The 20562-nt window shown below is 60.9% G+C and carries 16 protein-coding genes; 9 read left to right on the top strand and 7 right to left on the bottom strand.

The annotated features are described in order from the left end of the window. Nucleotides 1-1080, top strand: a complete 1080-nt coding sequence (locus ACQKP2_RS10120) for an endonuclease/exonuclease/phosphatase family protein (RefSeq protein WP_427576129.1) — start codon at nucleotides 1-3, stop codon at nucleotides 1078-1080. A 215-nt stretch (nucleotides 1081-1295) separates the two neighbouring features. On the opposite strand, the gene ACQKP2_RS10115 is transcribed toward ACQKP2_RS10120, so the two are convergent. Both ACQKP2_RS10115 and hrpB read right to left on the bottom strand, forming a co-directional pair. Next, a complete protein-coding gene (locus ACQKP2_RS10115) occupies nucleotides 1296-4106 on the bottom strand; it encodes an amino acid adenylation domain-containing protein (protein ID WP_427576128.1) in 2811 nt (936 codons plus the stop codon). A 261-nt stretch (nucleotides 4107-4367) separates the two neighbouring features. Then, on the bottom strand, nucleotides 4368-6884 hold the full coding sequence (hrpB, locus tag ACQKP2_RS10110) for an ATP-dependent helicase HrpB (protein ID WP_427576127.1): 2517 nt from the start codon (nucleotides 6882-6884) through the stop codon (nucleotides 4368-4370). A gap of 109 nt (nucleotides 6885-6993) precedes the next feature. Here hrpB and ACQKP2_RS10105 point away from each other — a divergent pair, with 109 nt between their 5' ends. Next, nucleotides 6994-7416, top strand: a complete 423-nt coding sequence (locus ACQKP2_RS10105; protein ID WP_427576126.1) for a polyribonucleotide nucleotidyltransferase — start codon at nucleotides 6994-6996, stop codon at nucleotides 7414-7416. 29 nt (nucleotides 7417-7445) lie between these two features. Next, nucleotides 7446-8354 (top strand): cation diffusion facilitator family transporter, encoded by a 909-nt coding sequence (locus ACQKP2_RS10100; protein WP_427576125.1) that lies wholly within the window; start codon nucleotides 7446-7448, stop codon nucleotides 8352-8354. On the opposite strand, the gene ACQKP2_RS10095 is transcribed toward ACQKP2_RS10100, so the two are convergent. Beyond that, nucleotides 8336-9397 (bottom strand): DUF6515 family protein, encoded by a 1062-nt coding sequence (locus ACQKP2_RS10095; RefSeq protein ID WP_427576124.1) that lies wholly within the window; start codon nucleotides 9395-9397, stop codon nucleotides 8336-8338. The two genes, ACQKP2_RS10100 and ACQKP2_RS10095, sit on opposite strands and share 19 nt — an antisense overlap. Before the next feature lie 61 nt (nucleotides 9398-9458). Between ACQKP2_RS10095 and ACQKP2_RS10090 the strand changes: the two genes are divergently transcribed. The 3 genes from ACQKP2_RS10090 to ACQKP2_RS10080 all read left to right on the top strand — a co-directional run bounded on the left by ACQKP2_RS10090 (nucleotide 9459) and on the right by ACQKP2_RS10080 (nucleotide 10879). Then, the gene (locus tag ACQKP2_RS10090) at nucleotides 9459-9683 is read left to right on the top strand and encodes a hypothetical protein (RefSeq protein WP_427576123.1); all 225 of its coding nucleotides are present in this window, start codon (nucleotides 9459-9461) and stop codon (nucleotides 9681-9683) included. Between the two features lie 284 nt (nucleotides 9684-9967). After that, entirely contained in the window at nucleotides 9968-10447 is a 480-nt protein-coding gene (locus ACQKP2_RS10085; RefSeq protein ID WP_056855781.1) for an Lrp/AsnC family transcriptional regulator, read from the top strand. Between the two features lie 222 nt (nucleotides 10448-10669). After that, nucleotides 10670-10879, top strand: coding sequence for a DUF2788 domain-containing protein (locus ACQKP2_RS10080; RefSeq protein WP_046815823.1), 210 nt, complete (start codon nucleotides 10670-10672; stop codon nucleotides 10877-10879). Here ACQKP2_RS10080 and ACQKP2_RS10075 read toward each other — a convergent pair. The 4 genes from ACQKP2_RS10075 to ACQKP2_RS10060 form a co-directional block, all read right to left on the bottom strand. Beyond that, nucleotides 10874-11509, bottom strand: a complete 636-nt coding sequence (locus ACQKP2_RS10075; RefSeq protein WP_427576122.1) for a pseudouridine synthase — start codon at nucleotides 11507-11509, stop codon at nucleotides 10874-10876. The genes ACQKP2_RS10080 and ACQKP2_RS10075 overlap by 6 nt on opposite strands. 71 nt (nucleotides 11510-11580) lie before the next feature. Next, nucleotides 11581-13080, bottom strand: a complete 1500-nt coding sequence (amn, locus tag ACQKP2_RS10070) for an AMP nucleosidase (RefSeq protein WP_427576121.1) — start codon at nucleotides 13078-13080, stop codon at nucleotides 11581-11583. Nucleotides 13081-13270: 190 nt separating this feature from the next. Further along, nucleotides 13271-14920, bottom strand: coding sequence for an acyl-CoA dehydrogenase family protein (locus ACQKP2_RS10065; protein ID WP_427576120.1), 1650 nt, complete (start codon nucleotides 14918-14920; stop codon nucleotides 13271-13273). A 74-nt stretch (nucleotides 14921-14994) separates the two neighbouring features. Further along, nucleotides 14995-17379 carry a 7TM diverse intracellular signaling domain-containing protein gene (locus tag ACQKP2_RS10060; protein WP_427576119.1) on the bottom strand — a complete coding sequence of 795 codons (2385 nt, stop codon included), beginning with the start codon at nucleotides 17377-17379 and terminating at the stop codon, nucleotides 14995-14997. Nucleotides 17380-17673: 294 nt separating this feature from the next. Here ACQKP2_RS10060 and ACQKP2_RS10055 point away from each other — a divergent pair, with 294 nt between their 5' ends. From ACQKP2_RS10055 to hemL, 3 genes are read left to right on the top strand one after another with little or no spacing between them, the layout of a single operon-like run. Further along, nucleotides 17674-18471 (top strand): hydroxymethylpyrimidine/phosphomethylpyrimidine kinase, encoded by a 798-nt coding sequence (locus ACQKP2_RS10055; protein ID WP_427576118.1) that lies wholly within the window; start codon nucleotides 17674-17676, stop codon nucleotides 18469-18471. 18 nt (nucleotides 18472-18489) lie between these two features. Then, nucleotides 18490-19113 (top strand): thiamine phosphate synthase, encoded by a 624-nt coding sequence (thiE, locus tag ACQKP2_RS10050; protein ID WP_427576117.1) that lies wholly within the window; start codon nucleotides 18490-18492, stop codon nucleotides 19111-19113. A 31-nt stretch (nucleotides 19114-19144) separates the two neighbouring features. Then, nucleotides 19145-20428 carry a glutamate-1-semialdehyde 2,1-aminomutase gene (gene hemL, locus ACQKP2_RS10045; RefSeq protein WP_427576116.1) on the top strand — a complete coding sequence of 428 codons (1284 nt, stop codon included), beginning with the start codon at nucleotides 19145-19147 and terminating at the stop codon, nucleotides 20426-20428. Nucleotides 20429-20562 lie beyond the last annotated feature (134 nt).

The following is a 20562-nucleotide window of genomic DNA, read 5'->3' as shown; positions in this document are numbered from 1 at the left end:
ATGACCCGACTGCTGCGCTACACCCTGACGGGATTGCTGATCGTAATCACCCTGGCTGCCCTGATGATCTACAGCCTGACCTGGCGTCCCGGCGCCAGGGAAGTGCTGCCAGTCAGTTGCAGCACCCACGCACCGACCCTGGCGCCCGGCCAGGCGTTGAAGGTCATGACCTGGAACGTCCAGTACCTGGCGGGCAAGCGTTATGTGTTCTGGAATGACCTGGCCGCCGGCACCGACGAAAAACCCACGCCGGAGGATATGGCCTTCAGCCTCGATGAAGTGGCGCGGGTGATTCGCGACGAGCATCCCGATGTGGTGCTGTTGCAGGAACTCGATGACGGCGCCAAGGCCAGCGACTATCAGAACCAGCTCAAACTGTTGCAGGAACGGGTTGCCGACCTGTACCCCTGCAGTGCCCATGCGTTCGACTGGAAAGCGGACTTCGTGCCCGATCCGCACATCTTCGGCGCCGTTGGCCGGCAACTGGCAACCCTGAGTCGCTACCAGATCGAGCATGCCCAGCGCCTGCAATTGCCGGTGGCGCCGGTCAACCTGATCAGCCGCCAGTTCCAGCCAAAAAACGCCCTCTTGCTCTCCTACCTGCCGCTGAGCGACGGCGGTCAGATCGCCGTGCTCAATACCCATCTGGACCGCGCGACGCAGCCCGACGAAACCCTGCAAACGCAAGTCTCAGCCGTGGCCAAAGTACTCGACAAATTCGAAAGCCGCGGCACGCCATGGCTGATCGGTGGTGATTTCAACCTTTTGCCGCTGGGTCAATATCAGCGCCTGCCCAACGAGCAACGCACGCCCTACTCCGCTGACAGCGCACTGCATTTGTTGTGGGACAAGTACCCGATGATTCCGACCAACAACGAAGCCAGCGGAATCGACCGCGACCGGTGGCTGACCCATTACCCGAACGATCCGGGCCTGAACGGCCCGGACCGTACCCTTGACTATCTGTTCTACAGCCCGCGCATCAAGCGGGTCGAGGCGACGGTCAGGCAAGACGATACGTTACGCATTTCCGATCACCTGCCGGTGATTGCCCGTTTCCTGTTGCCCGCCGCACCGTAGAGCTGAAGCAATACAAACCTTGTGGAAGCAACTGTCTTGATGATTTAAAGGGACTGATTCAGCGTCAGTAACGCCCCTTCGCTGGCAAGTCGGATCGCCGCACCGCAGCTCCCACAAGTTTTGTGGCGGTCACGTGTTTTTTTGAGCACCTCGGAACCCTGTGGGAGCGGGCTTGCCCGCGATAAGGTCCGCAGGACCTTCAGATGGAGCACTGATCACGCAACAGGCTCAACCGCATCCGCCCTGCTCTTCTTCCCTCTTCCTCCCCAGCGCATCGAAACCATCCGCAGCGCCTTGTTCCAACCATAACCCACCCCGATCCCACCGACGATGGCGAGAACGACCGCGAGCATCGGCTGGTCGATGATGTGACGGGCCAGGGACTGGAATTGAAAGTGCGTCAGATAAATAAACAAGGTCGACGAGGCGATCAGTGCGACTGCCCGCGCCATGATGCCTGGCACGGGAACGGAGCGGATCCAGATCACGGCAAGAATGCCAGGCAGGGCGATATCGGCATATTCGCCCAGCGCGAAATCGTGTGATCCAGGCCCGAAGAATGCCTGGGCATCCTGCCAGCCGATCACAATCACCGTCAGGGCACTGACGACACACTTGCGGACTGTTGAGTTGGCATAGTGAATGGCCATGCCGAGCACCATGATTGCAAGGTAATGCTGCGGCACTCGGTGATAGAGCGACGAAGTATCGAACACGTACGCGTCGCTCAATACGTCTGCCACGGCCAGTGCGCAACAGGCAATCACAAGACAGGTAAACGGTGCCGACATCATTGCTCTTCGCACGCGTTCGAACGACAGCGCCAAACCAATGATCACGATCATTTGCACGAGGACTTCAATGTACCAATAGGCAAAACCACCCGTGAGATCCGGTGGAAACCAGTTCGAAATCAACAGCACGGTTTGCCAGTGAACATGACCGAACAGCATTTGAATCAATACCGTGTACAGAACGGTCGGCACCGCAATGCTGGCAATCGACTTGGCCAACGTGCGTACGTTACCGCGCTCATTGATGGCTTGAAGTTGGAACCTTGCCAGGCTGAGCCCGGAGATGACGAACAGCACCGCCGTCTCGCCTGAAAAGGGCCACGGTGAAAAAAGATGAAAGTGCCCCATGACGATCAGCAGAATGGACACGGCGCGCAGGAACACGGGAATCTCGACGGCGCGAACCGATAGTTTCGAAGTCCTGGTATTGCCGGCCAGCTCACAAAGCTCACGGATCGGTTTGACTTCCCATTGATCCGGCAAGTGGCCGACAAGCTCCTCAAGCACCATTGAAGCCTGAACGAACGAAAGCGAATCCCCACCCAGTTCAACAAACGACAAGTTTGCATCGACTTGCCGGACTTCGAGTATTTCGGCCCATGCGCCCACCAGTTTGAGCGCCAGCGGCGACAGATTCTGGTTCGCTCTTGCTGTCCCTGCGTCGGTGTTGCCTGTCACCGCCGGCAACGCCCGTTTATCAATCTTTCCGTTGGGGGTCAGCGGGATGCTTTCGAGAAAGACAAACACTGCCGGCACCATGTAATCCGGGAGTTGGCCACTGACATGCTCTCGCAACTCGGCGGATGAAACAGACTGCGTTGACGTGCAATAGGCAACCAGCCTCGGGTTTGAACCCTCATTGACGGCCAGAACGACGCACTGCCTGACGCGAGGATGCCGTGCGACCGCACCTTCGATTTCACTGAGTTCGATGCGATGCCCGCGAATCTTGACCTGGCTGTCACCTCGCCCCAGGAACATGACACTGCCGTCCGCAAGGTAAGTGCCCAGGTCACCGGTTCTATAGCAGATATCGCCTTCGACATGGGTAAAGGGATTTACCACGAACTTCTCTGCGGTTTGCGCTGCATCGTTCCAGTAACCCAACGACAAATAAGGGCTGCGGATGAAAATCTCCCCGACTGCCCCTGCAAGGGCCAACTGGTTCCTTTCGTCCACCAGCAACAGCTGTGCGCCCTCAATCCCTTTGCCAAGCGGGATTTTGCTGTTGTCGGCGTCAGGGTCCACAGGGTGGCAGGCCATGGCCTGTGGCGTTTCGGTGGTGCCGTAGAAGTTCACGCTGGCGGCATGGGGTGCAATAACGCGCATTTGCTCATAAAGCGTTTGGCTTAATGCGTCTCCCCCCCAAAACAGATAGCGCAGGCTGTTGAATTTCAGCCCGACCAGTTTCGCGCCGGTTTCGATGAGTTTCCCCAGTGGCGGCGTGAGGTGAATGACCGTGATTGCATGCTGGTGTATCCATTTGGCCAGTGCCGAAGGATCGATGACCGTCGACTGCGCGGGAACGATCACTTTTGCGCCAATGGAAAGCGGCGTAAACACGTCCCGGTACACGGGGTCATGGCCGAGCCCGGAAAGCATGGAAAAGCAATCGTCTTTCGAAAACGAGTGCTGCCTGACATGCCACTCGATGAAATGCACCAGCGGTGCATGATGCGTCACGATTCCCTTCGGTTCACCGGTGCTGCCCGATGTGAACGTGATATAGGCGGGATGCGCAGGATCGACCTGCGGCAAAATCGCTTGATGGTCGGCGAATTCACGCAGCGCCTCGTCGGCAGGCTCGGGGATCCTGACGACACGCGCACCGGAGCCCCCCGCGGATGCCTCAAGGTGAGCGTCACCGCATAGCAGGACAAAGGACGGTTCCAGCGCTCGAATGATTTGCCCGATACGCGCAGGTGGGTAGGCGGCGTCGGCCACCGAAAAGGTCAGTCCGGCGCGCGAGGCACCGAGCATGGCATAGACAAGCCCTGCACAGCGGCTCGAGACAATGACAACACGGTCCGATTCGGTCGCGCCATTTGCAACCAGGAAGGCAGCAATGCCACGGCTTATTGTTTCCAGTTGACGGTAGCTGCACGTCGCTTCTTGAGCAATGAGCGCAATTGCATCCGGCGAGCGCTGCGCCTGCTGCAAGAAATCCATGAAAATCGGACGTTCGACGCAATAGTCCAGACTGAGCCTTGGGTTCGGGCGGGTATCCTGCATTGGGTTTACCTACTGCGCGTGATCCATTCGAGATAAACGTGGTGCCCCGACAATCCTGAGTGAGATGACGCGGAATTTATCGCTGGCCAACGTACAAAAATGCAAAGTGATTGCGCAGAACGCTCCAGCGAAGCACAGGGGCACGCCAGATTGTCCAGGCAGACAGACTGAACATTAGTGCACAGTGGCGGGCGGCGCCCGGAAACGGGACTGATTTATTTTTCCGGGACCACCTTTACTGAATCGCCCCCTTCACGCGGCTCACTTTCTGGGCTTGGCCCGTGCGGTCGCCTCGGCCACCAGCGGATCGTCCGGCCAGTAGTGCTTGGGGTAACGTCCTTTCAAATCCTTCTTGACCTCGGCGTAAGTGCTGCGCCAGAAGTTCGCCAGGTCCTGGGTCACCTGCACCGGCCGCCGCGCCGGGGACAACAGGTGCAGCTTGACCACTTGTCGCCCGCCGGCGATGCGCGGCGTTTCCGCCAGGCCGAACAGTTCCTGCAGGCGCACCGCCAGAATCGGCGGCTGTTCACTGTAGTCCAGACGAATCGAAGAGCCCGACGGCACACTCAGATGATGCGGCGCCAGTTCATCGAGGCGTTGCGGCAATGGCCACGGCAGCAGGTTGTGGACGATGCTGGAAAGATCCAGGCTGGCGAAATGACTGAGCCGCGAGACTTTGCCCAGGTACGGCATCAACCAGCGCTCAAGGCTGTCGAGCAATGCCTTGTCGCTGACATCCGGCCATTGGCTTTCGCCTTTGCCATCCATGTCCAGTTGGCGCAACAACGTCACCCGCGCCTGCCACTGGCGCAGCTCCGGGGTCAACGGCAACAGCTCCAGGCCTTTGCGCCGCACCATATTGACCAGCGCCTGACTGCGTGCCGCTTCATCGAGCCCGGTCAGTGGTTCGCGACTGAGTATCAGCTCGCCGACCTTGCGTTGGCGCTCGGCGCGCAGCACGCCTTCACGCTCGTCCCAATCCAGTTGATCAATGCACCGCACCTGCTCGGCCAGCACGGAGTCAAAAAGCGCCGGGTCGAAATCCGTCGCCAGGTAAATCCGCTCCTCACGCTGGCCCTGCCGACTGCCGAGATCGGCGATCACCAACCACGGCTGTTTCATCAGGCTGTCGGCTTCGGCAAACAATGCCGCACGACCGTTGGCCAGGCGATACTCGGCGCCACCGGCGCGGCGCTGCTGGGCCACGCGATCCGGATACGCCAGCGCCAACAGCGCACCGAGCCAGCGCGGGTGATCGGGATCGCCGACCGGCTCCGTTGCCTTGCCGCGCAGGTAGCCACGATATTGCCGTGCCAACTGCCGGGCGCGTTGCACCCCGCCCTGGGCACCGCGTGCCGCCCGCTCTTCGCCGGACAACAGCACCAGACGACTGTGCAGATCCGCACCGGCACCGCGCAGGATATCGCGCTCGCCCAGCAGTGCCGCGACATCGCAGGCCATGTCCGTCAGCCCCAGCGCCTGCCCGCGCAACAACAGATGAGCGATGCGCGGGTGTGCCGGCAACTCGGCCATGGCCTGGCCATGCCCGGTCAACACCTCGCCGTCCAGTGCACCCAGGCGTTCGAGCAGATCCTGCGCTTGCGCATAGGCCGCCGTCGGCGGCACATCGAGCCAGACCAGTTGCCCCGGCGCCACGCCCCAGCGACCGAGTTGCAAGGCCAGGCCGGCGAGATCCGCCGAGAGAATTTCCGCGCTGCCGTAGGCCGCCAGTTGCTCGTGCTGGTCCTGCGACCACAGGCGATAACACACACCGGGTTCCAGGCGTCCGGCGCGGCCCGCGCGCTGAGTGGCGCTGGCCCTGGAGATGCGTTGCGTGTCGAGGCGGGTCATGCCGCTGCCGGGATCGAAACGCGGCACCCGCGCCAGCCCGGCATCGATCACCACCCGTACACCGTCGATGGTCAGGCTGGTCTCGGCGATGTTGGTGGCCAGCACCACTTTGCGCTTGCCCTGTGGTGCCGGCTCGATGGCTGCCCGCTGTGCAGCCAGGTCCAGTTCGCCGTGCAGCGGACAGAGCAATACCTGTGGGTTTTCGCCCAGCGCATCGGCCAACTGTTGATGAACGCGACGGATTTCCGCCTGTCCCGGCAAGAACACCAGCACACTGCCTGTTTCGTCGTTCAAGGCTTCGAGAACGGTCTGTACCAGCCGTGGTTCGACGAACTCACCCGCCTGGTAGGGACGGCCCCAGCGCATCGCCACCGGATGCATGCGGCCCTCGCTGCGCAGGATCGGCGCATCATCGAGCAACCCGGCCAGGCGCTCGCCTTCCAGAGTGGCCGACATCAAGAGGATTTTCAGCGGTTGGTCGTCACGAAACAGCTCCCGGCCATTGAGGCTCAGGGCCAATGCCAGATCGGCATCGAGGCTGCGCTCATGAAATTCATCGAAGATCAGCAACCCCACGCCTTCCAGTGCCGGATCGTCCTGCAAGCGCCGGGTGAGGATGCCCTCGGTCACCACTTCGATACGCGTGCCGGGGCCGACTTTGCTGTCGAGCCGAATACGATAGCCCACCGTTTCGCCGACCTTCTCGCCCAACTCACTGGCCAGGCGCTCGGCCGCCGCCCGTGCGGCCAGGCGTCGCGGTTCGAGCATCAGGATGGTCTGCCCGGCCAGCCACGGCTCATCGAGCAAGGCCAGCGGTACACGGGTGGTCTTACCGGCGCCGGGCGGTGCTTCGAGCACGGCTTCGTGGCGTGTCGCGAGGGCTTCACGCAAGGCGGGTAAAACTTCATCAATCGGCAAAGAAATCATGCTGGCTCCAAAACAGAGGGCCGAGTATAACGGCGAACTGCCGGGCGTTCGTCGAGGTCTTAAATCATATCGACGACGCTTCGTTTCGAGATGACCCAGGAGACTTCATATGCGTGTTCCCTTTCGACTGATTGGCGGTGTATTGATCGCGACTCTGCTGACCCAGGTCACCGCCTGCGGTTCGATTTTCTACCCTGACCGCCGCGGCCAGATCGACGGCAAGATCGACCCGGCCATTGCCGCGCTCGATGCCGTGGGCCTGCTGTTCTACATCATCCCCGGCCTCATCGCGTTCGCCGTGGACTTCACCACCGGAGCGATTTACTTCGCACCGGGTGAGAAGACCGCGCACGTTGACCCGCAAACGCTCAAGCAGGCCATTGGTGCCGACGGCAAAGTCGATAACCTCAAGTTGCAGGCTATTCTGCAACGTGAAACGGGCCGCAGCCTGCCGCTGGATGATCCACGCCTGATCCAGCACAAGGGCAGCGTCCAGCAGCTGGCCACGCTCGGTCTGCAACCCGCCGCCTGATCGGTGTATTTGAAGGAACAATCACACTCATGATCTCAAGCGTCGAACACGCCCGCCTGCTGAAGTTGGCGACCCGAGCCTCGGTGGCAGTGGCCTGCACACTGATCGTCGCCAAGGCCATGGCCTGGTGGTTGAGCGGTTCGGTGAGCATGCTCGCCGGGCTGACCGACTCGGCGCTGGACGGTGTGACATCCCTGCTCAACCTGCTGGCCGTGCACTACGCCTTGCGCCCTGCCGATGACGACCATCGATATGGACATGGCAAGGCGGAATCCCTTGCCGGCATGGCGCAGGCGTTGTTCATCGGCGCCAGTGCGGTGCTGATTGCATTGCAGGCGTTCGACCGGATCAAGTATCCGCAACCGATCGGTGCGGCCTGGCTCAGTATCGGGGTCATTGTGTTCTCGTTGTTCCTGACCCTGGTGCTGCTGATGCTGCAGCATCGGGTGATCAAGGCCACAGGCTCCAATGCCGTGCGCGCCGACTCCCTGCATTACCGTTCGGACATGCTGCTCAACGGCAGCATTCTGGTCGCGCTGGTGCTGGCCGGGTTTGGCTGGTCTCAAGTCGATGCCTGGTTCGGCCTGGGGATTGCCGCGTACATCCTCTGGAGCGCGGTGCAGATCGCCCGGGAAAGTTTTGCAGTGTTGATGGATGAGGAACTGCCGCCGGATGTCAGCCAGCACATGCTGGAGCTGGCTTGCAGCGTACCGGGGGTGTTGGGTGCGCATGACCTGCGCACGCGCATTTCCGGGAACCAGTGGTTTGTGCAGTTGCACCTGGAGTTACCCGGCGAGTTGACCCTTTCAGTCGCCCATGGCATCAGCGATCAGGCCGCCGATGCCATTCATGCCGCCTACCCGCGAGCCGAAGTGCTGGTGCACGCCGATCCGCAGGAAGTGGTGAAAGCTGCCAGGGCTCAGAACGTCACTCGGTAACCACGACTGCTCAGGCAGTTGCCCTGGGCCTGACGGTAGTTCTGCACCACGTTCGGGTCGGGTTGATAGGTGTCGACACGCGGATCGAAACCGCTCTGCTCAACCGCCCAGCGATAGCAGTCGTAACCGTCCTGATTGACCTGCTCCGGCGTCTGGCCGTTGGCCGGATAAGCCTCCACGTCATAGCTGTTGCCGGTCGCCAGCGGCTGGCCCGGCGGTTCGACCACCATGTAATCCTGTGTGCTTTCCTGATAGGCGTAATACGATCCGGCCGCCAGGAACAACAGCGAGCCGCCGATCCAGACTTCACGGGCGTAATCGGGCAGGTATTGAATGCGAATGCCTCGTGGCGGTTGAACCACGACGTAGCGCGGCCCCTGAGGGCGATACCAGTAGCCGCCGGAGTAGAAGTAATCGCGCCCGCCATAAGGTACGCGGAAATCACGGTCCGGGAAGCGGTCAATCACATGCCCTGGCCGATACTGTGGGCCGGGGCCCCAGCCATTGCCGTGCCCGCTCGGGCGACCTTGCCAGTGATTGTCGTTGGTCGGCGCACCAATGTAGCCATTCCAATGCTGGTTCGGATCATTGCGCCGCTGCTCGTCCTGATAGTAACCACGCCGAGGCTGTTGGGTCTGCTGCACGGTGTCGGGCCGGGGCTGAATCGGCAGGTCATTGGCCGGCAGTTGTGGAGGCGGCGGAGGGGATCGTACCGGGCTGTTGAAGTCCGGTTGCGGATGGGGCTGGCGCTGCCCGCCGTTCTGATTCTGCCATTGGCCGTTATTATGCTGGTTCTGCCATTGGCCATTCGGGTTCTGGCCGTTGTGCTCAAATTGACGACTGTTGTCGCCGCGAATGATTTCGTTGTTTTGCGGGCGCGACTGATTGTTGTTGCCATGCCCCTGATCGTTGCCTTGATGACCGCCCTGTCCGTGCTGCCCGCCATCGGGGCCACGGTTCTGCGGCTCGTCGGCCAGCGCTTGCGCAGTGACACTGACACACAACAAACCAACTCCGGCCAAACGCCAGATGCGCGACTTCATGCTTTTCCTCACTGCGGGTTATTGCGTGGGTTGGGGTCTTTATCTTTCTGTAGGAGCGAGCATGCTCGCGATGGTCGTGAACGATGGCGCGTACTCGCTGGTTGAACGCGGCGCTTTTGAGTTTCTCGCGAGCATGCTCGCTCCTACAGGGATCACAGCCTTATATGTAAGACTGGAAAACCAAAGGCCGGTTCTGCAACAGGTTATCAGTCGCGCAACTTATTTATTGAGGCCGGACGGTAAATTGCGGGCAAGAAAAAGGGGAGACCCGTCGGCCTCCCCTTGAGAACTTCGTCCGTGCTCGGCGCTTTTGACGCCGGCTCACCTCACGCCGTCTTCTGGACAGTGTGTAGCTCGGGGGCCTGCGCATCCCCTGTGGGGGTGGTGGCCGCGGCTGGCCTGTTTGGGCGAGCCGCACTGGACTGTTTGTCCGAGCAGTGATTCTGGTGATAAGAATAGGCCCGTAGCGCCGGCAGAGGATTGCGAAGATTGCTCAAATAAACATCACTTGCGCAATTTTTAACCCTGGATAGATAATCTGCCGCAATAGTTACGACAAGGGACCGTTTGATGAGCAAACTCGACCGATACGACCTGAGCATTCTGGCTGAATTGCAACGCGATGCGCGCATCTCCAACCAGGAACTGGCCGAACGCATCGGCCTGTCGCCTTCCCCCTGCTCCCGTCGGGTCAAGCAACTGGAAGACGACGGCTACATCTCCCGCCAGGTGGCGCTGCTCGACCGCAAGATGCTCGGCCTGAGCCTGACCGCATACGTACTGATCGGTATGGACCGCCATACCCCTGAGCGCTTCGAGAACTTCGAACAGGCCATCCGGACTTTGCCGCAAGTGCTGGAATGCAGCCTGGTGACCGGTATGGATGCCGACTATCAGCTCAAGGTCGTGGTACCGGACATGGACCACTATCAGAAACTGCTGCTCGGCCACCTGACCCGGATCGAAGGCGTGACCAGCGTGCGTTCCAGCTTTGTGTTGAACCAGGTGTTGAACAGCACCGAATTGCCGCTGACCCATCTGCGCAGCTGACGCCTTTACCTGTAGGAGCGAGCATGCTCGCGATGGAGGTCCAGGCACCGCGGGCATCCAGACAACCCGCGTCATCGTTGACGACCATCGCGAGCGTGCTCGCTCCTACAGGTACAACAGTCCGACAGATGACTGCGACACACTGCCGCAGGTCAACTCACCGCCATTCTCCCTTGCCGTATACTCGCCTCGCCTTTTTAGCCGCGAGCGCGGGAGATGTCGATGGATCCTGCAGTATTCGAAGAGTGGATGATGACCGGCCTGGTCAGCATCCTGATCATTTTCATGGGTTTTATCGTCTGGGACCTGGCGAAGAAGTCCAAGGCCGGGCGCTTCGGTTCGTTCATTCTGTTTTTCGTGCTGGGTCTTGGCGTCGCGGCATTCGTCATCAAGAGCGTGGTGATCGGCCTGATCGAAACCGGCACTCTATAAGCGTGCCGGTACTTGCTTCCACTGGCCCTGATCGAGCCCTTCGATCGTCCAGTCACCGATCCTGACCCGCACCAGCCGTAACGTCGGCAGCCCGACCGCGGCCGTCATGCGCCGCACCTGCCGATTGCGGCCTTCGCGTATCACCAGTTCCAGCCAGCTGGTCGGCACACTTTTGCGAAAGCGCACCGGCGGGTTGCGCGGCCACAACTCAGGCTCGTCCAGTTGCCGCGCCTCGGCGGGCAGGGTCATGCCATCGTTCAATTCCACGCCATCGCGCAAGCGCTGCAACTGCTCGGCGTTCGGCTCGCCCTCGACCTGCACCCAGTAAGTCTTGGCCAATTTGTGTTTCGGGTCGGCAATTCGCGCCTGTAACTGGCCGTCGTTGGTCAACAGCAACAAACCTTCGCTGTCGCGATCCAGGCGCCCGGCCGGATAAATGCCGGGAACGTCGATGAAATCCTTGAGCGTCGCCCGCCCTTCGCCGTCGCTGAATTGCGTCAGCACATCGAAAGGCTTGTTGAACAGGATCAGCTTCGGTTCGACCGGAGGCGCCTTGGCGACACGGCGCGGGGCTGTAGACGGTGGTTTCACGCCAGGACGGCGGGAAGGTGGACGAGGTGGGCGTGGCATGGGCAGAACAACAATTAACGGTCAGGGCTGCCAATGCTAGTAGCCCGACCGTCAAATGACCATTGAAACAATCAGCGGAACGGCGGCTCGTCGAAGCTGCGCAGTTTGCGTGAGTGCAACGAGTTGAGCTCGGTACGCAGCAGATCCACCGCTTCGATACCGATCTTCAAATGCTGGCTGACCGCACGCTCATAGAAGGCGTTGGCCGAGCCCGGCAGCTTGATCTCGCTGTGCAGCGGTTTGTCCGAAACACAGAGCAACGTGCCATAAGGCACCCGCAAACGATAACCCTGGGCGGCAATGGTGCCGCTTTCCATATCCACCGCCACCGCGCGGGACAGATTGATCTGCGGACGCTCCTGAGCCCAGCGCAGCTCCCAGTTGCGGTCGTCGTAGGTCAACACCGTACCGGTACGCAGGCGCTTCTTCAGTTCGTCGCCCTTCTCGCCGGTGATGTTCGCAGCCGCTTGCTGCAAGGCCATCTGTACTTCGGCCAGGGCCGGAATGGGAATGTTCGGCGGCACTACCCGGTCAAGAATCCCGTCACGGCGCATGTAGGCGTGAGCGAGCACGTAGTCACCGATGGTTTGCGACTGACGCAGGCCGCCGCAGTGACCGATCATCAGCCAGCAGTGCGGACGCAGTACCGCCAGGTGATCGGTGATGTTCTTGGCGTTCGATGGACCGACGCCGATGTTCACCAGCGTCACGCCATGACCGTCGCTGGCGATCAGGTGATAGGCCGGCATCTGGTAACGGTGCCAGACCACACCGGCGGCAACCGCCGTGGCTTGCTCATGGCTCATGCTCTTTTCAATGATCACGTTGCCGGGCAGCACCATGCGCACGAATCGCGGATCGCTGCGCAACTGCTCAAGGCCATGAACGATGAACTGGTCGACGTAACGGTGGTAGTTGGTCAACAGAATCCAGGGCTGCACATGGCGCCAGTCGCTGCCGGTGTAATGCACCAGTCGACGCAGGGAAAAATCCACCCGCGCCGCGTCGAACAGCGCCAGGGGCAGTGGATCGGTGTTTTCCCAGTCGTACAAGCCATCGGCGATGCCGTCGGTGGCTGCCGACAGGTCGGTACTCGGGAACACCCGCGCCAGCACGGCAGCAGTAACGCCGGAGCCGGCCAGCTCATCACCCTGCTCGACCACATAGGGATACGGGATGTTCTGCTGGCTGACACCGACTTCGACGGTCACGGTGAAGTCGTGCATCAACGGCACCAACTGTTCCAGCAGGTACTTGCGGAACGCCGCGGGTTGGGTGACGGTGACGCTGTACGTGCCCGGAAGCTGGACCTTGGCATAGGCGCGAGTGGTCTGCGGGACTTCGCCCTGGCAGTGATAGGTCAGACGCAGCTCTGGATAACGAAACATCGCCCGCTGCTCGGCATCCGGCTCGACTCGATCCTTGAGATAGCGCTTGAGCGCCTGACTCAATGCGGTGGTTGCACGATTGTGCAAGAGCGCAAGCCGATCCACGGCTTGCTCGGCGGTTTGAACGACAATAAAAGCTTCGGTCACGATCAGCATCCTGTGTTCTGACTTGCAGATATTCATCTTGCCTGCATCGTCGCGTCACGGGAACAGTGGTGTGTAGGCAATTCAGCATTCTGTCAGGCACAACGATACCTGTGGGAGCGGGCTTGCCCGCGATGGCGATGGCAGTTTCAACAAATATGTGACTGAACCACCGTTATCGCGGGCAAGCCCGCTCCCACAGGGAACTGCAGTGCTTTGTTGAATGTGATCAGAACCCCTGCGGAGTCGAGCGGGCGACAATGGCTTCAACATCCAGCCCGCGCGGCAGCGCACCATAAACACGGCCACCGCCATTCAGGCGACTGGCGATAAACGCATCGCTGACCGCCTCATTCCCCGCCTCCAGCAACAGTTTGGCCTGCAGCCCGAGCGCAATGTCTTCGGTCAGTTGCCGGGCACGGTACTGGATATCGCTGGTGTCCTTGAAGGCCGCCTGCAACTGATTGATGTGTGCCGCCAGGCGCTTGTCGCCGTGACCATCGCCCAGCTCGCCGAACAAGGCATCCAGCACGCCCGGCTCTTTCGACAGGGCCCGCAGTACATCGAGGCATTGCACGTTTCCGGAGCCTTCCCACGTCGAGTTGACCGGTGCCTCGCGGTAAAGTCGCGGCAGGATGCTTTCTTCGACATAGCCGGCCCCGCCCATGCACTCGGCGGCCTCGTTGATCATCGCCGGCGCGCGCTTGCAGATCCAGTACTTGCCCACCGCTGTCACCAGTCGGGCAAATTTGTCCTCTTGCGGGTCATTCAGATGATCGAGCGCCCGCCCCATGCGCAAACTCAAGGCCAGAGCCGCCTCGCTTTCCAGCGCCAGATCGGCCAGCACGTTCTGCATCAAGGGCTGCTCGCTGAGTAGTTTGCCGCCAACCCTGCGGTGAGCGCAGTGATGACTGGCCTGGGTCAGCGCCTGACGCATCAAGGCACTGGAACCGACCATGCAATCGAAGCGGGTCATGGCCACCATCTCAATAATAGTCGGAACACCGCGCCCTTCTTCGCCGATCATCCATGCCAAGGCACCGCGAAATTCCACTTCGCTGGAGGCATTGGAGCAGTTGCCGAGCTTGTTCTTCAGGCGCTGGATATAGAACTGGTTGCGTGTGTCATCCGGACGATGCCGGGGCAGCAGGAAGCAGGTCAGCCCCTTGTCGGTCTGGGCCAGGGTCAGGAAGGCATCACACATGGGCGCGGAACAGAACCATTTGTGGCCCACCAGTTCATAGGCCTGGCCAGGACCGCTCGCCCCCACCGGATAAGCCTTGGTGGTGTTGGCCCGCACATCGGTACCGCCCTGTTTTTCGGTCATGGCCATGCCGATGGTGACCCCGTTCTTGTGGGCCATGCCGACATTGCGCGGGTCGTATTCGGTAGCCAGGATCTTCGGCAGCCATTTAGCCGCCAGGTCCGGCTGCAGGCGCATCGCCGGGACACTGGCGAACGTCATGGTCAATGGGCAACCGCTGCCGGCTTCCGCCTGACTGTGCAAATACGTCATGGACGCGCGGGCGACATGGGCACCGTCCTGCGGATGCGCCCAGGGCAGCGAGGTCAGGCCATGCTCGATCGCCGTGCGCATCAATTGGTGATAGGCGGGATGAAACTCCACCAGATCGATGCGGTGACCGTAACGGTCGTGACTGTTGAATACCGGCTTGTTCTGATTGGCCAGGAATCCCGCTTCCATGAGCGGCCCGCCGGCCAATGCACCGTATGCATCAATCCGCGACTCGGCCCAACCGGCACCGAAACGCCGCGACCACTCCTGCAATGGCAAATCGATGCGATACAGGTTTACGCCATCCAGTGACGGCGGCTGGTTGGTGACTTCGTGGGTTTCTGCGAACTGATGCAGGTTCATGACGGGGCTTCTTTGGTCAGCCAGGGGATTTCAGTTAAGCACCGCCCCCTGACTGAAAAAAGTGTCATATGCGCCTAAATATCGGCGCTTTCGCCCTGCCTTGGACAGAGCACCCGGCGATAGAGCGCCGCCTGCAAGTCTTCGAATTTCACCGGTTTGCTCAGGTGGTCGATCAGCGCGCCGGTCGGACAACGCTCGCGATCAGTACCCAGGGCGATCATGAACAGCGGCAGCTCCGCACACCCCGGCAGGGCACGGATCTGGCAACAAAGCGACTCGCCCTCCGTCGACGGCAACTGACAATCGACCAGCACGGCATCGAAGGCTTCATGCCCAAGCAGTTCGAGCGCGGCGCTACCGCTGTCGGCCGTGCGCACCCGAAATCCGAGTTTGAGCAACATGCCACGCAACACCAGTTGATTGATGCTGTTGTCATCCACCAGCAAGACGTCGCAATCCTGCGGCAGGCGCAAACGCGGGAAGTCCCGGGCCATCAAAGGCACCGAAGGGGGCTGAGCCGCCGGGATGTCGAACTCGACATCCAGTTGGAAGCGACTGCCGCGCCCCGGCTCGGAACGGTGAGTCAGGCGACCGCCGAGCAACTCGACCAGCTGCCGGCAGATCGCCAGTCCGACACCAAGACCGCCGTATTCGCGTGTCATCGAGCTATCGAGCTGGAAGAACCGCTGATACATAGTCGCCTCGCCCAGATCGGTGAAGCCGATACCGGTGTCGATCACTGCAAAGGACAGCGCCAGCCGATCGGCATTGAGTGGTTTTCCGGTCACGCGCAGCGCCAGCCCACCCACCCGGGTGAATTTGATGGCGTTATCCAGCAGACACTCCAGGCATTGCGCCAACTTGGCGCTGTCGCCATGTAGACGGTCCGGCACGCCCGCTGCCACATCGACCTTGAAGTCCAGCGACTTGCTCGAAGCGTTGCCATCGAACTGCACACGCAAGGCCTCCACCAAGCCGCGCAGGCTGAAGGTCGAGGCAGCAACGGCAAGCTTTCCGGCCTGCAATTCGGTCAGGGTCAGAATGCCGTTGACCATGCGCATCATGTCTCGCGCCGAGCCTGCGGCCGTTTGCTGGTATTGCTCCAGTTCCGGATCCATTTCGACGGTTTGCATCAGTTCCAGCGAACCGATGACACCGTTCATGGGCGTGCGTAGCTCATGGGTCAGGGTCGCGAGGAATTCGTCCTTGAGCCGATTGCTGCGCGCCAGTTGCTGGTTGAGCACTTCCAGCTTCTGCCCTGCGTCGAAGAGGGTTTGCGCCTGCTGCTCGCGCATGGCATTGATGCGGTCAGCCAGGGCCAGGGACAGCAACGCCACTTCGATCGCCGAGCCGATCTGGCTGGAGTACATGGTCAGGAACACGTTCGGCAAATAGCCGAGCACCATCAGGGTGTTGATGATGCCGCCCAGCAAGAACGCCGACCAGGCGATGATGAAATATCGCGCGACTCGCAACCCCCGCAGCCAGGCGAGGATCCCCGCAGCAAAAATCACTATGGTGAAGCTCAACGCCAGGGCCGTAGCCAGGCGCAGTGCCAGCGCGTAACTGGTCATCAGCGACAGGCCGACCACCAACGCACCCGACATCGCCAACACCAGCAACAAGCGGTCGAGCCAGCGACTGTGGGTGGACGTCTGCAAGAAGCTGCGGGCGAACTGACTGCCGAACAGCCCGGCACAACCAATGAAAAACGGTGTCGCCGCGTTGGCCCACCAGGGATTGTCCGGCCAGAAGTACTGCACGGCAGCACCGTTCACCGACAGCTGGTACAAGCCGAATGAAGCGATATAGAAAATGTAATAGAGGTAACTGGTGTCGCGCACACTGAGGTAGATAAACAGGTTGTAGACCAGCATCCCCAGCAGCACGCCATAGATCAGCCCCAGCACATAGAGGCGCACCGGCTGGTCTTCGAGGTAAGCCGTGCTCGACCACAAGGTCACCGGCGCCTGGATCGAGCCCTGGCTTTGCAGACGCAGATACAGGGTTTGCGCCTGACCTGGGGTGAAATCCAGATTGAACAGGTAGTTGTTCTGGGCTATCTCGCGGCTGGCGAACGGCAAGGCATCGCCGGTCTGGCGAACCAATCGATAGTGTCCGCTGACATCCGGCAAGTACAGGTCAAGGTGATCCAGGGGCGGATACGCCAGCTCCAGCAGCCAGTTGCGTTTCGCTGCCGGATCGGTCGGGCGATATTGCAGGTCGATTTTCAACCAGAAAACCGAACGCGAGTAACCGGCATTGAGCGTGGCTTTATCGTGGGACTTGAAATTGCCCGCGGCGGCTTGTGCACGCACGTCGTCGATGGTCGCCTGACCGGCGGTGTCTTCGAAGACTTGCAGGGCCCGGCCCAAGGGCAGGCTTTGAGTGAATTCATCGAATTCGACCGCGTTTGCCAGGAGGGGCAAACACAACAGCAAAATCAGCAAATAGCGCATTGATGCCCCAGCGTGGCCTGTCCGGTTCTGTCAGGAAGCCCCCCATTCCTTTTGAGTAGACGTTGAACCGGTGTTACCTGTTATTGATTTGGATCCACTCTAGCATAGCCGTTGATGGCCAATGAGCACTACTGAAATTTTTCCTACAAAGGCTCTAGAACGGGCGTTTCAGCAAAGATCATTGAGTTAGAGCTGTTGACTCGATCAGAGGAGGCAAACAACCTGACGGCATTCGCCTGCTGCTGTCGGGACGCGCCATGACTCGCTGGTCGACTGGTGGTAAGCTCGCGCACCATGAATATCTACAGCTCCCGCCCCGTTGTCCTCTGTCTCTCCGGCCACGACCCAAGTGGTGGCGCCGGCTTGCAGGCAGATATCGAAGCCCTGCTCGCACAGGGATGTCATGCGGCTCCGGCCGTCACCGCCCTGACCGTGCAAGACACGGTCAATGTCACTGACTTCCGCGTCCTCGACCGCGAGTGGGTGCTGGCCCAGGCCAATGCCGTGCTCAACGACTCCGAAGTCGCTGCCGTCAAGCTGGGCATGCTCGGTTCCCTGGAAATGGTCGACACCGTGGTCGAACTGCTTTCGGCGAACCCGCATTTGCCAGTGGTCTGCGACCCGGTGCTGCGCGCCGGTGGCGGCGGACGACTGGGCAAGGACGAAGTCGGTTACGCCATGCGCGAACTCCTGCTGCCCCTGTCGATCATCGCCACTCCCAACCTTCCCGAAGCCCGTATTCTCGCGGAGTTGCCTGAAGGCACCGCGGACCAGTGCGCCGAAAAACTCCTGCCATTCGTCAAACACCTGCTGATTACCGGCGGTCATGGCGATGAAACCGAAATCCACAATCGCCTGTACAGCCGCGACGGTCTGCGGGAAACCTACACCTGCCAGCGCCTACCCGGCAGTTACCACGGCTCCGGCTGCACCCTGGCCAGCGCCCTCGCCGGCCGCCTGGCCCAGGGCGAAAACCTCGCCAGCGCCGTACAGACCGCCCTTGGCTACACCTGGCGCACGCTGCGTGATGCCGAGCAGTTGGGCAAGGGCCAATTCGTGCCGCGCCGTCTGCCGCTGGATTTCTGTTCGTAACATCATGAGGCCTGCTCGATGAAACTACGTGGCCTGTACGCCATTACCGACAGTCATTTGCTGGACGGTAAGTTGCTCAAGTATGTGGAGGCGGCACTGGAAGGTGGCGTTGCCCTGCTGCAATACCGCGACAAGAGCGGCGATGAGGCCCGCCGCCTGCGAGAAGCCGAAGCGCTGCGCGAGCTGTGCGAACGCTACAAAACCCGGCTGATCATCAACGATGACGCTGAACTCGCCGCACGTCTGAATGTGGGCGTGCACCTGGGCCAGACCGATGGCCCGTTGACCCCGGCACGTGCCCTGCTGGGGCGCCAGGCGATCATCGGTTCGACCTGCCACTCGCAACTCGAACTCGCCGAACAAGCGGCCAGGGAAGGTGCCAGCTACGTTGCGTTCGGCCGCTTCTTCAATTCGAACACCAAGCCCGGCGCCCCCACCTGCAGCCTCGAACTGCTCGACCAGGCTCGCAAGCAAGTGCATTTGCCGATTTGCGCCATTGGCGGCATTACCCTGGATAACGCCGCCCCGCTGGTGGCCCACGGGGCCGATCTGCTGGCCGTCGTACACGGCCTGTTCGGCGCCCAAAGCACAGCTGAAGTGACCCGTCGCGCCCGCGCCTTCAACGAACTGTTTTCCATTTAAGTCGCTTAAAACCTGATTTGAGAGCCCGATCATGTCTCGTTCCGAAACGCTGTTTGCCAATGCCCAGAAACACATTCCCGGTGGTGTGAATTCACCGGTTCGCGCTTTCAAGAGCGTCGGTGGTACGCCGCTGTTCTTCAAGCACGCCGAAGGCGCCTACGTCACCGACGAAGACAACAAGCGCTATGTGGATTACGTCGGTTCCTGGGGCCCGATGATTCTGGGTCACAGCCATCCGGACGTGCTGGACGCTGTGCGCAGGCAGCTTGAGCACGGCTTGTCGTACGGCGCACCGACCGAGATGGAAACCCAAATGGCAGACCTGGTCTGCTCGCTGGTGCCGTCGATGGAAATGGTGCGCATGGTCAGCTCCGGTACCGAAGCGACCATGAGTGCCATCCGTCTGGCCCGTGGTTTTACCGGTCGTGACAGCATCATCAAGTTCGAAGGCTGCTACCACGGCCACTCCGACAGCCTGCTGGTCAAGGCCGGCTCCGGCGCCCTGACCCAGGGCGTACCAAGCTCGGCCGGTGTACCGGCGGCCTTTGCCAAACACACCCTGACCCTGCCATTCAACGACATCGATGCCGTTGAAAGCATGCTCGCCCAGGTCGGCCAGGAGGTAGCCTGCATCATCGTCGAGCCGGTCGCCGGCAACATGAACTGCGTACCGCCGGCCCCGGGCTTCCTCGAAGGCCTGCGCACCCTGTGCGACAAGCACGGCGTGGTGCTGATCTTCGACGAAGTGATGACCGGTTTCCGTGTTGCCCTCGGCGGCGCCCAGGCCTATTACGGCGTAACGCCAGACCTGACCACGTTCGGCAAAATCATCGGCGGCGGCATGCCGGTAGGCTGCTTCGGCGGCAAGCGTGAAATCATGTCGCGCATCGCCCCGCTGGGTCCGGTCTACCAGGCCGGCACGTTGTCGGGCAACCCGCTGGCCATGGCGGCTGGCCTGACCACCCTCAAACTGATCAGTCGTCCGGGCTTCCACGCCGAGCTGACCGACTACACCACGCGCCTGCTCGACGGCCTGCAAGAACGTGCCGATGCCGCGGGCATCCCGTTCGTGACCACCCAGGCCGGCGGCATGTTCGGCCTGTACTTCAGCGGTGCCGATGACATCGTGACCTTCGATGACGTCATGGCCAGCGACGCCGCCTTGTTCGGCCGTTTCTTCCATCTGATGCTCGAAGGCGGCGTGTACCTGGCACCGAGCGCCTTCGAGGCCGGTTTCACCTCCATCGCCCACGGCGAAGCCGAGTTGAAACTGACCCTGGACGCCGCAGAACGCGCTTTCGCAGCATTGAAGTAAGGGTGTCGAAGCTGACGCAGGCGTTGGCCAGCGTCAGCTTTTACCTGTGCGCTCGCGTTTTTTTTGATTCATCTGCCCGAAATTTCCCAGCAAAGCTGGCGATATATTTCCCGCGCAGCAGAAAAACGAGTAAA

The sequence above is a fragment of the Pseudomonas sp. NPDC089569 genome (genome assembly GCF_050280625.1).
In the GTDB taxonomy this organism is placed as follows: domain Bacteria; phylum Pseudomonadota; class Gammaproteobacteria; order Pseudomonadales; family Pseudomonadaceae; genus Aquipseudomonas.
This window is presented reverse-complemented; position numbering and strand designations above follow the sequence as displayed.

Coding starts and splice junctions, on each gene's coding strand:
- ACQKP2_RS10115 (WP_427576128.1), bottom strand. CDS start 4,106: ATGCAGGATACCCGCCCGAACCCAAGGCTCAGTCTGGACTATTGCGTC.
- ACQKP2_RS10075 (WP_427576122.1), bottom strand. CDS start 11,509: ATGCCACGCCCACCTCGTCCACCTTCCCGCCGTCCTGGCGTGAAACCA.
- ACQKP2_RS10080 (WP_046815823.1), top strand. CDS start 10,670: ATGGATCCTGCAGTATTCGAAGAGTGGATGATGACCGGCCTGGTCAGC.
- hrpB (WP_427576127.1), bottom strand. CDS start 6,884: ATGATTTCTTTGCCGATTGATGAAGTTTTACCCGCCTTGCGTGAAGCC.
- ACQKP2_RS10085 (WP_056855781.1), top strand. CDS start 9,968: ATGAGCAAACTCGACCGATACGACCTGAGCATTCTGGCTGAATTGCAA.
- ACQKP2_RS10055 (WP_427576118.1), top strand. CDS start 17,674: ATGAATATCTACAGCTCCCGCCCCGTTGTCCTCTGTCTCTCCGGCCAC.
- amn (WP_427576121.1), bottom strand. CDS start 13,080: ATGAATATCTGCAAGTCAGAACACAGGATGCTGATCGTGACCGAAGCT.
- ACQKP2_RS10065 (WP_427576120.1), bottom strand. CDS start 14,920: ATGAACCTGCATCAGTTCGCAGAAACCCACGAAGTCACCAACCAGCCG.
- ACQKP2_RS10095 (WP_427576124.1), bottom strand. CDS start 9,397: ATGAAGTCGCGCATCTGGCGTTTGGCCGGAGTTGGTTTGTTGTGTGTC.
- ACQKP2_RS10060 (WP_427576119.1), bottom strand. CDS start 17,379: ATGCGCTATTTGCTGATTTTGCTGTTGTGTTTGCCCCTCCTGGCAAAC.
- ACQKP2_RS10120 (WP_427576129.1), top strand. CDS start 1: ATGACCCGACTGCTGCGCTACACCCTGACGGGATTGCTGATCGTAATC.
- ACQKP2_RS10105 (WP_427576126.1), top strand. CDS start 6,994: ATGCGTGTTCCCTTTCGACTGATTGGCGGTGTATTGATCGCGACTCTG.
- thiE (WP_427576117.1), top strand. CDS start 18,490: ATGAAACTACGTGGCCTGTACGCCATTACCGACAGTCATTTGCTGGAC.
- ACQKP2_RS10090 (WP_427576123.1), top strand. CDS start 9,459: ATGCTCGCGATGGTCGTGAACGATGGCGCGTACTCGCTGGTTGAACGC.
- hemL (WP_427576116.1), top strand. CDS start 19,145: ATGTCTCGTTCCGAAACGCTGTTTGCCAATGCCCAGAAACACATTCCC.
- ACQKP2_RS10100 (WP_427576125.1), top strand. CDS start 7,446: ATGATCTCAAGCGTCGAACACGCCCGCCTGCTGAAGTTGGCGACCCGA.